The sequence below is a fragment of the Pontiella sp. genome, from assembly GCF_041622395.1.
GTDB lineage: Bacteria > Verrucomicrobiota > Kiritimatiellia > Kiritimatiellales > Pontiellaceae > Pontiella.
This window is the reverse complement of record NZ_JBFJYW010000068.1, coordinates 1-13,865: the sequence shown is the minus strand read 5'-3', so window position 1 is coordinate 13,865 and position 13,865 is coordinate 1. Positions and strand designations below refer to the sequence as shown.

Below are 13,865 nucleotides of genomic sequence, written 5' to 3'. Positions count from 1 at the left end.
GGATGCCTATGGTCAGAACCGGAATCGGGATTGGAAGTTTAAAATTAAATCCGATGCTGATTTTGCCGAGCGGCTGGCATCGGAAGAAGCGTGGCTGGACCGGTTCCCGACGTTGGAAAACCGCAGTGTTTACGGTGGCTGGACGGCTGGGTTCCGTGCGAAGGCGACCGGCCATTTCCAGACCTTGGAGAACGCTGGGAAATGGTGGCTGATCGATCCGGAGGGGTGGCCGTTCTGGTCGATCGGAGCGACCGGCTTTAATCATAAACTGGGGAAAACCGTAACCCCCGGAATCGGAAACTGGAATCCGCGCAGCGCCAATCTGATTCGGAAATACGGGAAGGATTGGGAGCAAGCCAGTGGCGAGTTCACACACCGCCGGCTACAGGTCTGGGGCATGAATACGTTAGGGAACTGGAGTTCCCCTTCCTTTTATCTGATGAAGAAAACGCCCTATACGGTTGCCTGCCACTACAGACGGCCGTCGATGCATGAACCCGATGGTAACGCGCACCGTTCTCTGCCCGATGTTTTCCATCCCGATTATCGCGCACTGACCTTTGACGCGGTTGCCCGGTTTGAGCAGGAGGCGAACGATCCCTGGTGCATTGGATATTTTATTGAAAATGAATTGCCGTTTTCCCACGCGAAAACGCCCGCCCATAAGGCGCTCCTTTCCGAGGCGTCCTGCGCCAGCCGCCAGGAATTCATCCGTCGTCTCATGGTGAAGTATGAAACGGTTGAAAAACTCAATGCCGCCTGGAAATCGGATTTTACAGAATGGACCGCGCTTGCTCCGGTCTCCGGCAAATGGGCCGAGGCGCGAGAGACGGATCTGCTTGCGTTCAGCGAGGCGTGGTATCACCGCTATTATGAAACCTGCCGGGATGCCATGCGCGAGCATGCGCCGAATAAACTTTATCTGGGCAGTCGCATCAATCACACCGCCAATCGGACGGCCCTCAAAATCTGCTCCGCTTATGCGGATGTGGTCAGTATAAATTTTTATGATTACACGCCGGATCGCTTTGTGCCGCCGGACGGATTCAATGCGCCGATCATGATCGGTGAATTCCATTTTGGAACGTTGAACGAGCGTGGCATGTGGGGATGCGGCCTCTGTTGCGGGATGGATATTCAACATGCCTCGGATCTGTTTTCAAACTATGTCACGGAGGCGGTGAAGAACCCGCTCATCGTTGGCGCACATTGGTTCAAGTTTTCAGATCAGCCGCTGACGGGGCGGGGCGATGGCGAGAACTATCGCATCGGGTTTGTGGATATCGCGGATACGCCCTATCCGGAAATGGTGAAAGCCTGTCGCGAAGTGGCCGAACGCATGTACCCCCTGCGGGCCGAAAGCGGCCCCGGAATGGAGAAATAGGGTGCTGATCAACTCCGGCTCCCTCGGGGGCGGCGGGGCTGGACAACTTCTTCAACCTGCATCTGAGCAACGGCGCGCCCGAAACCATGATTTCAAAAACCCGGAAGCTGGTGGCGGATGACCGACTCAGCGATGGCAAGCGGCCTTGTGGACGGAATCACCGCGTTGCCGAAGTCGCCGTTTATTTGTTTCCCCGCAAAATCTCGGCGAAGAAGTCGTGGCCCTTGTCGTCGGTGAGGATGACGGCGGGGAAATCGACGACCTCGATCTTGCGGACGGCTTCCATGCCGAGTTCCTCGAAGTCGACCACTTCGACTTTTTTGATGTTTTTTTCGGCGAGCAGGGCGGCGGGACCGCCGATGGAGCCCAGATAGAAGCCGCCGTGCTTTTGGCAGGCGTCGATGACGTTTTGGCCGCGGTTGCCTTTGGCGAGCATGATCATCGAGCCGCGGTGGGCTTGGAAGGCTTCGACATACGGATCCATTCGCTGGGCGGTGGTGGGGCCGAACGAGCCGGAGGGCTTGCCTTTCGGGGTTTTGGCCGGGCCGGCATAGTAGACCGGGTGGTTCTTGAGGTAGTCCGGCATCGGTTCGCCGCGGTCGAGCATTTCCTGGATCTTCGCGTGGGCGATGTCGCGCGCAACGATCAGCGTGCCGTTGAGCCGCAGGCGGGTGCAGACGGGATATTGCGAAAGGTCGGCGAGGATCTCGTCCATCGGGCGGTTGAGGTCGACGACGGGGGCTTCGTCGGCCTCCTTGCCGAGGTTCGCGGGGGCGTATTTGGCCGGGTCGTGTTCGAGCTGTTCGAGGAAGACGCCGTCGCGGGTGATCTTGGCCTTGATGTTGCGGTCGGCCGAGCAGGAGACGCCGAGGCCGACGGGGCAGGAGGCCGCGTGGCGCGGCATGCGGATCACGCGTACGTCGTGGCAGAAGTATTTGCCGCCGAACTGGGCGCCGATCTTGGAGTCCTGCGCCATTTGCATGACGCGCGCTTCCCAGTCGAGGTCGCGGAAGGCGCGGCCGGATGCATCGCCCGTGGTGGGCAGGTCGTCGAGCGCGCCGATGGAGGCGAGCTTGACATATTTCATGGTGGCCTCGGCGGAGGTGCCGCCGATCACGACGGCGAGGTGGTAGGGCGGGCAGGCGGCGGTGCCGATGTTGAAGAGTTCGGCCTGGAGGAACGCCGCGAGGTTTTCCTCGGTCAGCAACGACTTGGTTTTTTGATAGAGATAGCTTTTGTTGGCCGATCCGCCGCCCTTGGCGACGAAGGTCAGCTCGTAGGCGAGGCCCGGTTCGGTGTAGATATCGATTTGCGCAGGCAGGTTGTTGCCGGTGTTCTTTTCTTGGAACATCGCGAGCGGGGCGATCTGGGAATAGCGTAGGTTGAATTCCTGGAAGCAGCGGTGGATGCCGTTGGAGAGCGCTTCCTTCTCGTCGAAGTCGGTCCAGACGTGTGCGCCCTTGGTGCCGGTCACGATGGCGGTGCCGGTGTCCTGGCAGGTGGGCAGTTCGCCGTAGGCGGCGATGATCGAGTTTTCCAGAAAGGCCTTGGCGACGAAGCGGTCGTTTTCGCTGGCCTCGGGGTCGTCGAGGATGTTGGCGACCTGCGCCATGTGGCCCGGGCGCAGGAAGAAGGAGACGTCGTGGAAGGCCTCGTAGGCCAGCCGTTCGAGGACTTCGGGTTCCACGATCAGCACCTCTTTGCCGTTGAATTGCCCGATGCGGACGCCGTCGGTGGTGATCCGTCGATAGGGGGTTGGGCTACCGGTGTGCTGGAGCGTTGGGGTATAGGTATAGTCGTTCATAGAGTCCTCCGTAAATGCCGGGATTTTGAAGGCTTGGTTTCAAGTTTCAAGTTTCAAGTTTCGGTTTAAATATAGGGTTGCTTCCAGGCAAAGCACTTCCATAAACTGCGCGAAGGAATTAACCCCATATAAGGAGATGAATATGAAGGTGTTTACTAACGTATTGTTGGGCGCATTGGTTGCAATGCCTCTGGCCGGCGTGGCACAGGAAGCGGCAGAGGACGCGGCTCCGACCGTGAAGTGGGAGCGGAGTATTGCGTTGGGAGCGACTTATAGAGACGGCAACACCCAAAAGTCGCTTTACACCATGAATCTCAAGGGTGACCGCTACTCGGAAACATACGATATCGTCAGCTCGCTCTATGCTGAATATGGTAAAACGGCTACCCCTACGGAAGCGGATCCCAATCCAGAGAAGCAGCAAACCGAGGGACAGGCACGCGGCCAAAGCCAATACCGCTATAAGTTCGGGGGCAAGAACTTCTTTGGCGGCGTCTTCGGTGAAGGTTACTACGATGATATGAAAAAGATCCGTACCCGGCTGAAGCTTGGTCCGAACCTCGGTTATTATTTCATTAACGAGGAAAACATGAAACTCGATGCCTCGATCGGCTTGAACTATGTCTACGAGCGCGTTTCCTCGGGCGAAGACACCTACGGGGAATATCGCGCGGCCCTCAACTACCTATGGAAGATCACGGATAAGTCGACCTACTACCTCAACCTCGAATACACCGCCAATATGGACGACGTGGATGTCGACAACAACGGACTGCTGGTGACGGGTGTGCGCAGCACGGTCTACGAAGATATCGCCATGTTCGTTGAGCTTCGCGATGAGTACGACAACAGCCCCGCCGCCGGCGTAGTCGAACACAATGACCTAACGGTTCTCGCCGGCCTGTCATACGCGTTCTAGTCGATCCCGAAAGGAATCGAAGCAACAAGCCGCCCGGGGTTCCGCGGCGGCTTTTTTTTGCAAACAGGAGATTGCGGTGTCCGAGAATCCCCATCCCATGGCGTTGCCTGCGCCCGAAACCCCGTTGACCCGAATCGATCAAGCATTGCTTTTGTCGGGGGTGGAAGCATCGCGCAAGAGCCCGCGCGGGCGCATCATCCGCCCGTTGCACAAACAGGGCGGCGACCTGTTGCAACGGATGCTCAATACGCTCCAGCCCGGCAGCTATATCCGGCCGCACCGCCACGCCGACCATCGCGCCGAAAGCATCGTCGTGCTTGCCGGATCGATTCGCTATTTCGCGTTCGACGATGCGGGCGAGGTTGCGGAGACGTTCGTGCTCGCGGCGGGGGCGGACGAGGTCGGCATCGATACCGACGGCGGCATCTGGCATAGTTTCGCCGCTCTTGAGGCCGACACCGTTGTGTTCGAGGTGAAGCCCGGCCCCTACGACGCGGCGACCGATAAGGAGTTCGCCCGCTGGGCGCCGGAGGAAAACAGCCCCGAGGCGGATGCGTATCTCGCGAGACTGGTTGTGGGGTGAACCCTGCGTATTGTGGCGCGCGCTTCGCGAAGCGAGCGCGCACTGGATCCGGAAGACGGGCTCGCTGCGCGAAGCCCGTGCCTCACTGTGCTGGGTTTGCCTGGGTATACGGCGGAAGCGGTGTGCTGTGGCGCGCGCTTCGCGAAGCGAGCGCGCAGTGCACTTGGAAGACGGGCTCGTTCGGAGAGACGGGAACTCAACTCCGTGCCACACCTCCCATTCCGGTCACGCTATTTGCAAAACTCCACCACGTCCCGATAGGGCAGGGAGCCGCCGAAAAGGTCGAGCGCCGAGCCGACGGTGACGTCGATCCGGCCCCGTCCGGCTTGGGCGAGCTTTTCGAGGTCGGCGAAGTTGCGGACCCCGCCGGCATAGACGCAGGGGATGGGGGAATGTTCGGCCAGCAGCGCGATCAGTTCTTCATCCATGCCCTGTTGCTTGCCTTCCACATCCACGCCGTGGACGAGGAATTCGCAGCAGCACTCCGAGAGTTGCCGCAGCGCCTGCGCGTCGACGAGGGTTTCGGTGAAGGTTTGCCAGCGGTCGGTCACCACGTGGAATTGGCCCGCCTTCTTGCGGCAACTCAGGTCGAGCACCAGGCGGTCGCGCCCCGCCGCCGCCACCAGTTTGGAAAGCCGGGGTTCGTCGATCTGTCCGTTCCGGAAAATGTAGGAGGTCACAATCACCTGGGCCGCGCCCGCATCGAGCCATTCCCGGGCATTGTCGGCGGTAATGCCGCCGCCGACCTGCAGGCCGCCGGGCCAGGCAGCAAGGGCCTCGCGCGCCGCCGCATCGTTGTCGGGGCCCAGCTTGATGACGTGTCCGCCCGTCAGGCCGTCTTTTTTGTAAAGCGCGGCATACCAGGCCGGCGGCTTTTCGGAGACAAAGTTGGTTTCCGGTTCGGCGCCGTCGGTCAGCGATCCGCCGACGATCTGTTTCACTTTTCCGTTGTGCAAATCTATGCAGGGTCTGAATTTCATGCCGCCGACTTTGGCACAGGATTCGTGGGCAATCCAACTCCGAAGTAAAAACCTTCGACATTCGCCGTTGCATGTTCAATATTCTGCGGTTTGCTTTTAAACACTAGCGATTAGGAATAATCCCATGTCGGAAAAACCAGTTAAGTATTATGTAACCACGCCGATCTACTATGTGAACGACAAACCGCATATCGGCCATTCCTATACCACCATTTTGGCCGACGTGCTGGCCAGCTACCATCGCCTGCTCGGGGTGCCGACCCATTTTCTGACGGGCACCGACGAGCATGGCCAGAAGGTCCAGCAGGCGGCCGATGCCAACGGCATCACCCCGCAGGAGCAGTGCGACCAAACCGTCGTCCGTTTCCAGGAGCTGTGGAAGCGCCTCGAAATCCAGCACGACGATTTCATCCGGACCACCGAGCCGCGCCACAAGACCATCGTCCAGCAGACCCTGCAGGAGCTGTATGATCGCGACGAGATCTACAAGGCCGAATACGAGGGCTGGTATTGCGTCGGCTGCGAACGCTTCTTCACCGAAAAAGATTTGGTCGACGGCAACTGCCCCGAGTGCAGCCGCCCGGTCGACAAGATCATCGAGTCCAACTATTTTTTCCGCATGAGCAAATACCAGGACTGGCTGATCGACTACATCGAAAGCAACCCGGATTTCATCCTGCCCTCCTTCCGCGCCAACGAGACGCTCGGCTTCCTGAAAAACAAGGAGCTGCAGGATCTCTGCATCTCGCGCCCGAAATCGCGCCTGGCCTGGGGCATCGATCTCCCGTTCGACGATGATTTCGTGACCTATGTCTGGTTCGACGCGCTGATCAACTATATTTCCGCGATCGGCTACAAGTCGGACGAGGATCGGTTCCGCAAGTGGTGGCCGTGCTCCTGCCACCTGATCGGCAAGGATATCCTGACCACGCATACCGTCTACTGGCCCACCATGCTCAAGGCAATGGGCCTCGAAATGCCCAAATCCATCTTCGCCCACGGATGGTGGCTGACCGGCCGCACCAAAATGAGCAAGTCGCTCGGCAACGTCGTCAACCCGATGGACATGATCGACAACTTCGGCGTCGATGCCTTCCGCTATTTCCTTATCGCCGAAATGACCCTCGGCCAGGATGCCTCCTTTACGGAAGAGGCGTTCGTGAAGCGCTACAACTCCGACCTCGCCAACGATCTCGGCAACGTCGCCAACCGCGTGCTCAACATGATCGCGCGCTATTGCGACGGCAAGATCCCCGCCGTCAACGCGGACGGGTTCGACTCCGCGCTCGAAGATGCGCTGTGGAAGGAAGCCGTGGCGGTGGCCGATGAAATGGGCGGCATGATCAGCGAAATGAAGCTGGATGCTTCCGTGGGCGCCGTGATGTCCGTCGTCCGCAAAATCAATGTATTCCTGCAGGAGCGCGCGCCCTGGAGCCTCGCCAAGCAGGAAGGTACCGAGGCGGAAGTGGCGTACTGCCTCTACACGGCGGCGGAATGCCTGCGCGTCTGCGCGGCGCTGCTCTATCCGGTGATGCCCGAAAAGATGCTGGCGCTTCGCACCGCGCTGGGAATGGCCGATGCGAAACCGCATCTCGGCAAGCTGACCGAATTCGGCGTGCTCGTTCCCGGGGCCGAAATCGCCCAGCCGGGCGCGCTCTTCCCGCGCATCGAGGTCGAGAAGAAGATGGAAGAAAAGCCCGTCGCAAAGCCGAAGCAACCGAAGCAACCGCCGAAGAAAAAGGAAGAGCCCTCCAAGGATGGCTTGATCACCTTCGACCAGGTCATGGACGTGAAGCTCAGAACGGCGGTGGTGCTCGAAGCCGAAAAGATCGAAGGGGCCGACAAGCTGCTCAAGCTCCAGATCGACCTCGGCGATGAAAAGCGGCAACTCGTCGCCGGGATTGCCCTGCACTATTCCCCCGAGGAACTGGTGGGGAAGACCATCGTGGTGGTGGCGAATCTCAAGCCCGCCAAGCTGCGCGGGGTGGAGTCGCAGGGCATGTTGCTCGCCGCCTCGAAGGGCGACGCCCTGAAGCTGGTAACGGTCGAAGGCGACCTCGGTGCCGGCGCGGCGGTAAAGTAGCCGTTCCGCCGGATATCGCCTGTGTTTGCTGCGTTTTCGCGAAACTGCGAAGCGCGGGCAACATTGCCGGAGAATTGGTTTGCAACGCTGGGGGCCAAGTGCAATCTTAGGCGCAAGTTTTCGCAAAATACCGCGATGGGCGTGGTATGGATGTAATTTTTTTTAGGGCGGATAAACGAGAGGTATGCTTCGGATGAAAAAAACAACGACTATTGGTTTGGCGGCGATTTTTGCTGCCGGTTTTGCAAGTGCTCAAGGCGGTAACCTGATGGTTAACCAAGCTCCGGCAAACGATGCGTCGGAAGCCGAAGCGACGGTTGAAGCCGCGCTGGTCTCTTCGTATGTATGGCGTGGCCAGGTATTGAATAACGACTTCGTTTTCCAGCCGCAGTTCACGATTTCCCAATACAATGTCAGCTTCAACATTTGGGCCAACTACGACTTGGGATCTAGCTACAACAACGTCCAGGGCGATTTCTCCGAAATCGACCTTTCGCTGGCCTACACGCTTCCGCTGAACCTCAACGACATGTCGTTCGATGTCGGTGCCATCAGCTACCAGTTCCCGGGCAACGGCGATTCGGCCTCGGATTCCACGATTGAGCTGTTTGCGGCGGCCCATCTGCTGACCTTCCAGGACTATTTCATTCCTTCGGTTACCTTCTTCGGTGATGTGAAGGAAGTCGACGGCACCTACATCCTGTTCGATTTCGTTGCTCCGTACCAGGTCAGCGACTATCTGTCGGTGGAAGCCGGATTTTCCGCAGGCTGGGGCAACACCCGTTACAACGACGTCTATTTCGGACAGTATCCGGATGGAACCACCAAGTCGCGCGATAAGGGCTTCAACGACTTCAACTTCTACGGCGGCGCAAGCTACGAGATCATGGATAACCTGACCACCTCCATCAACCTGACCTACACCTGCCTCGCCGGCGGTCAGATCGAAAACGGTGCGAAAGCCATGTACGAAGCCAAAGAAAAACTTTGGGGCGGAGTCAACATCGCATACGACTTCTAATCGTTGCCGAGACGACGATGCCAACGCCCCGAACGACGGGGCGTTTTTTTTGGTTTGGTCGCCACCGACCAAACCGTTAACATCCGACGCTTTTATCAATCAACCCAAGGGTGGATGCCATGAATGAACTGCTGAACCTACTGAAACAGAATGCGCTCGAGTCGCCGGAAAACCTTGCCAAGATGCTGGGGATTTCGGTCGATGAGGTCAGGAAACAGATTGCCGAATTTGAAAAAGAAGGCGTCATCCGCGCCTACCAGGCCATCGTCAACGAAGAAAAACTCGACGCATCGCTCGTGACCACCGTCATCGAGGTCAAGGTCACGCCCGAGAGCGAAGGCGGCTTCGACCGCATCGCCGCGCGGATCAGCCGCTTCCCGGAAGTGGAGTCCGTCTTCCTCATGTCCGGCGGGTTCGACCTGCTTCTTTTCATCAAGGGCCGCACGATGCACGAAGCCTTCAGCTTCGTCAGCGAAAAGCTGGCCACCATGACCGGCGTCACCTCCACCGCGACGCATTTCATGATGAAGACCTATAAGCAAAACGGCATTATCATGCATGCAGGGGGGGACGATGAACGACTCAAAGTCTCTCCATAGCAAGATCGCCAAGACCGTCCGCAACATTCCCCGGTCCGGCATCCGCGACTTTTTCGAGATCGTCAGCACCCGCGAAGATGTCATTTCGCTGGGCATCGGCGAACCGGATTTTTCGACGCCGTGGCATATCCGCGATGCGGCCGTGCGGGCGCTCGATCGCGGCGCAACCTCCTACACCTCCAATCTGGGGATGCTGTCGCTGCGTCGCGGAATCGCGCAGTATGTGGAGAAAAAGACCGGGATCGGCTACCGTCCCGCGGACGAAGTGCTCTTGACCGTCGGGGTTTCCGAGGGGTTGGATCTGGCCATTCGCGCCTTGGTCGAGCCGGGCGACGAAGTGATTTACCACGAGCCGAGCTACGTTTCGTACAATCCGCTCATCCAGTTCGCCCATGGCGTGCCCGTCGCCATCCAGACCCGGAAGGAAAACGGGTTCCGCCTGACGCGCGCCGAGTTGGAGCAATACGCGACCCCCAAGAGCAAGGTGTTGTTGTTGAACTATCCCAACAATCCAACGGGCGCCATCCTCTCGAAGAAGGACGTCGAGGAGATCGCCGCCTTTGCCATTGAACGCGACCTCATCGTGCTCACCGACGAGATCTACGACGAGCTGACCTACGACCGCGCTCACTTCAGCATCATCTCCGTGCCCGGCATGAAGGAGCGCACCATCTATCTGCACGGCTTTTCGAAGGCCTGGGCCATGACCGGATGGCGCATGGGCTTCACCTGCGCACCGCCCGAGTTGACGGATGCCATGATGAAGATCCATCAATACACCATGCTCTGCGCGCCGATCCTGAGCCAGGAGGCCTCCATCGAGGCGCTCAAGAACGCCGAAACCGACATCGCCTACATGAAAGGCGAATACAAGAAACGCCGGAACTTCATCCATGCGTCCTTCGAGGAGATGGGCATCCCCTGCATCCGCCCGGAGGGGGCGTTCTATGCGTTTGCCGACGTCTCCAAATTCGGCATGACCTCGAAGGAGTTTGCGCTCAAGCTGCTCGACGAGCAAAACGTGGCCTGCGTGCCCGGTACCGCTTTCGGCCCCTGCGGCGAAGGGTTCATCCGCTGTTCCTACGCCACCTCGCTCGAGGAGATCAAGGAGGCCATGGTCCGCATCGCCCGCTTCATCGCAAAACTTTAACGCAAGGCTGCATATGTATTCGTTTCGGGAGCCGGTTCGTGGGTAAAGATCTGATTGTTTTCCCGACCGAGCTGTCGTTGCGGCGCTTCCAGCAGGAGCGGGCGCTGGCGGATGGCTGGGTCGATGCCTCGTGCCACACGACGTTCGCCCGCCTGCGCAAGTGCTGCCTCCCCTATGCCGCCGCGAAGGGCGAGCGGATGGATCCCGCGCGGCAACTGCTCATGCGCCGGCAGGTCGTCGATACCGCCATCGGCCATTTCCAGGGCGAGGGGGCGCTGGGGGAACTTTCGGCCCATGCGCTCGGCGACGTGCTCGACCGGCTGGTGTTGGAGCTCGCCTCCTTGCCGGACCAAGCCGTCCGCATCATCGACTGGCTGCTCGACCACCCCCGCAAACATAAGCTGTATCAGCTCGGCACGCTGGTCAGCATTTGGCGCGCAACCATAAAGCAGGAGGGCCTGGCCGACCAACTGGACGTCAATCTCGCCCTCCTCCGGTTGCTGAAAGGCAACCGCCAAAACTGGCCGCCGTTGCTGCGCGACGCCCGATCGATCCACTTCAAGTCGGTGCGCTGGTTTACCCCGTTCGAGGAGGCGTGCGTCGTTGCGCTGAATCATAAAATGAAAATGCGGGTCGAGTCGGCGCTGCCGCCCGCGCATGCCGAGGATGTTGCCGACAAGCTGGGGCAGCGGATCCGCACCGAAATCATGGCGGCGCCGTGGGCGGTTTGGGCCGAGGATCTTGGCGATGCCCTGGCGGTCGACAGCGCCGGCGTGCTCCAGTTGGCCGATACCGTCCGGCTCAACTTTTCCCGCTCCGCCGGAACCTATGGCGAGATCGAGGATCTGGCGCGGCGCATCTGCTGGACCCTCGAACGGCAGGAGATGAAGCCCGACCGCATCGCATTGGTCGTTCCCAACATCGGCACCGTCCAGGACATCGTGCCGCATGTTTTCGGCCGCTTTCAAATCCCCTACTTTTTCCGGCGGGGCCGTCCCGTTCTTTCGTCGCCGGTCGTCAAGGCCTTCTTTGCGTGGCTCGCCTTCCCGTTGCGCCCCGACCGCGATGCCTTCATCGATCTCGTCCGCAATCCGGCGATCCGGTTCGACGACCGGGAAGGGGAGGTCGAGCGCCTGCTGAAGCGCCCGCCGCTGCTGGATGGCGCGGCCGGCAAGCAACCTGTTTCCGGGGCGCAGGCGCTGGAAATGCTGCGGGAGAAAATCGTCGAACCCGAAGACCATTTCAATGCCGAGGCACTAAAGGCGGTGGTGGCGTCGTTGGAAAACCTCGGCCCGCACCCGTTGCCGCTCTCCGAGTTGGTGGATCTGCTCGAAGAACTGCTGGAGGAGGCCACCATCCGGCCGCGCGATAGCCACGAGCAGGGCGTGTGGATCTTGAATCCGCACGATGCCGTCGGTCTCGATTTCGACCTCGTATTGTTTGCCGGGCTCAACGAGGGCGAGTTTCCCGGCGTGCCGCAGCAAGACGCTTTGCTGAGCGATGCGGAGCGCCGAGCGCTCCGCGCCCACATGGCGGAGCAGGGCGGGTGGTTGCCGAAGATGGCGCTGCCGCAGGCCGACGTGTTGTTCGAGCAGCAGTCGGTCATGTTCCTGACCGCGCTGGGCATGGCGCGCGAGCAGTTGGTTTTTTCGTTCCAGTCGGTCGACCAGGAGGGGGGCGAAAAGGGCGAGGGCGAATACTACCGCAAGCTCTGGAACCTCGCGGGTTGGCCCGCCTCCAGCGAAATCCGGATCGCTCCATACGATCAATGGCGCATTCAGGCCTTGGACGGCGGCCACGTGTTCGCCGCCCATCTTTCGGCGCAGCAACCGCTGGCCCCCGAAGACCGGACCCCGATGCCGGGAGAATCCTTTTTGCCCATCGTTCCGCTCCCGTTGTGCCGCGCCCCGGACGAGGCGCTGCAGGCCGCGGTACAGCCGGGCAGGCGAGCCGTCTGCGATCCCATGCCCGTGCCGCAGGCGGCTCCCCGGCTCCCCGCAACGCACGTTGTGGCCATGCTCAACATCGAAGCCGAGCGCGCAGCGTTCCTCGATACGCCGGTCGACGAGCGCCCCCCGTCCGCATTCTGCGGACATGTTCCCGCGCTGCGCGATCGGGTTCGCGCTTGGTTCGACCGCCAGGAGGAGATGAGCCCAACGGCGTTGGAGTCGCTGGCCCACTGCCGCTATGTCTTCTTGCTGGAGCGCGTCTTCGGGATCCGCGATCCGCGCGTGGCCGACGATTCGCCCGATCCGATGGAGCGCGGCGGCTTGATCCATTCGATCCTGCACGAAATCTACAACGCGATTGCGCTGGGCGAGTCCGGCATCGGGGCGCCGCGCCACTGGGCCGTGAAATCCGATCGGGGATGGATGAAGCGCGCCGACGCGGGCGTCGATGCCATTCCGTTGGCGACGTTCGATCCGAATCGGGAGGACGAGTACGTGGCCTTTGCGCGGAAGGTTGCCGGGCGCAAGATGGATGCGGAGGTGCTCGGGCATCCCGGCGTGTGGGCGGCCGAGCGCGCCAAGATTCTTGAGATGGTGCTCAATATCGTCCGCCACGATGTGGCCACGTGCGCGACCGAAAACCGCTTCCCGGCCTTGTTCGAGCAAACGTTCGGCGGAGCGACCGCGGTTGATCTGGGCGAGGTCCGCTTGATGGGGGTGATCGACCGGGTGGATATGGTTTTTGCCGAGACGGGGCTGTTGGAAAGGCTCCGCGTTCTCGACTACAAGGGCTCCAGCCGCGCCCGCTCCAAGAAGGAGGAGTATGTCGAGGAGGTGCGTCGAAACCTCGATTGCCAGCTGCCGGTCTATGCCTTTGCGGCCCAGCACTTTTTCTTCGAAACCTTCAATACGGCGGAGCTGAATGCGCTGACCGAGACGGGATACCAAGTCTACCAGCGCGAGCCCGGCCAAGTGGGCCGCTCGTTGGCGAAGAGCCTGATTCCGTTGGACGAACCGGGCATGGTCGAGGGGTTCCTCTCCACCTTGGGCAACAACCTGCGGCGGCTGAAAGATGGAGATTTCGCTGTCGATCCGCTGATCGAGACGTATAATGATTTCGTTTCGGTTTGCCGCACGGATGTGGTCGACCGGGCTGATCTGGAATAACCCATCGCAGACGCGACAACACAGGAGCAGAAATGGATATCAAACTTAAATTTTTCGGCGCGGCAAAGAACGTTACAGGATCCTGCTACCTGCTTGAAACGAATGGCATCCGGCTGCTGGTCGATTGCGGCCTCTATCAGGAACGCGATCTCAAGCAACGCAACTGGGACGACTTTCCCGTTCCGGCCGAGAGCATCGATGCCGTCTTGCTGACCCATGCGCACCT

10 protein-coding genes and 1 pseudogene are annotated in these 13,865 nt (G+C 60.1%); 9 read left to right on the top strand and 2 right to left on the bottom strand.

Features of this window, described 5'->3' with window-relative positions; genetic code table 11:
* Positions 1-1,384: pseudogene (locus tag ABYO54_RS05790) on the top strand (hypothetical protein); the annotation flags it as partial.
* A 181-nt stretch (positions 1,385-1,565) separates the two neighbouring features.
* Here the strand turns inward: ABYO54_RS05790 and ABYO54_RS05785 are convergent.
* Positions 1,566-3,188: a FumA C-terminus/TtdB family hydratase beta subunit gene (locus ABYO54_RS05785; protein WP_372807296.1), complete on the bottom strand. Its 1,623-nt coding sequence runs from the start codon at positions 3,186-3,188 to the stop codon at positions 1,566-1,568.
* A 142-nt stretch (positions 3,189-3,330) separates the two neighbouring features.
* Here ABYO54_RS05785 and ABYO54_RS05780 point away from each other — a divergent pair, with 142 nt between their 5' ends.
* Together ABYO54_RS05780 and ABYO54_RS05775 are read left to right on the top strand one after the other, a co-directional pair.
* A complete protein-coding gene (locus ABYO54_RS05780; protein ID WP_372807295.1) occupies positions 3,331-4,107 on the top strand; it encodes a YdiY family protein in 777 nt (258 codons plus the stop codon).
* Between the two features lie 76 nt (positions 4,108-4,183).
* Positions 4,184-4,690, top strand: coding sequence for a WbuC family cupin fold metalloprotein (locus tag ABYO54_RS05775; RefSeq protein WP_372807294.1), 507 nt, complete (start codon positions 4,184-4,186; stop codon positions 4,688-4,690).
* Positions 4,691-4,920: 230 nt separating this feature from the next.
* Here the strand turns inward: ABYO54_RS05775 and hisA are convergent, their stop codons facing one another.
* Positions 4,921-5,670, bottom strand: a complete 750-nt coding sequence (gene hisA / locus ABYO54_RS05770) for a phosphoribosylformimino-5-aminoimidazole carboxamide ribotide isomerase (RefSeq protein WP_372807293.1) — start codon at positions 5,668-5,670, stop codon at positions 4,921-4,923.
* A gap of 124 nt (positions 5,671-5,794) precedes the next feature.
* Between hisA and metG the strand changes: the two genes are divergently transcribed.
* The 6 genes from metG to ABYO54_RS05740 all read left to right on the top strand — a co-directional run.
* Positions 5,795-7,753 (top strand): methionine--tRNA ligase, encoded by a 1,959-nt coding sequence (metG, locus tag ABYO54_RS05765; protein WP_372807292.1) that lies wholly within the window; start codon positions 5,795-5,797, stop codon positions 7,751-7,753.
* A gap of 268 nt (positions 7,754-8,021) precedes the next feature.
* Positions 8,022-8,774, top strand: a complete 753-nt coding sequence (locus tag ABYO54_RS05760) for a TorF family putative porin (RefSeq protein WP_372807291.1) — start codon at positions 8,022-8,024, stop codon at positions 8,772-8,774.
* A 119-nt stretch (positions 8,775-8,893) separates the two neighbouring features.
* Positions 8,894-9,373, top strand: a complete 480-nt coding sequence (locus tag ABYO54_RS05755; RefSeq protein ID WP_372807290.1) for an Lrp/AsnC family transcriptional regulator — start codon at positions 8,894-8,896, stop codon at positions 9,371-9,373.
* On the top strand, positions 9,348-10,523 hold the full coding sequence (locus tag ABYO54_RS05750) for an aminotransferase class I/II-fold pyridoxal phosphate-dependent enzyme (protein WP_372807289.1): 1,176 nt from the start codon (positions 9,348-9,350) through the stop codon (positions 10,521-10,523). The genes ABYO54_RS05755 and ABYO54_RS05750 overlap by 26 nt, the downstream gene beginning before the upstream one ends.
* 38 nt (positions 10,524-10,561) lie before the next feature.
* Entirely contained in the window at positions 10,562-13,639 is a 3,078-nt protein-coding gene (locus tag ABYO54_RS05745; protein ID WP_372807288.1) for a PD-(D/E)XK nuclease family protein, read from the top strand.
* Between the two features lie 32 nt (positions 13,640-13,671).
* Positions 13,672-13,865: MBL fold metallo-hydrolase (locus ABYO54_RS05740; RefSeq protein WP_372807287.1), on the top strand; the 194-nt coding region annotated here is incomplete at its 3' end.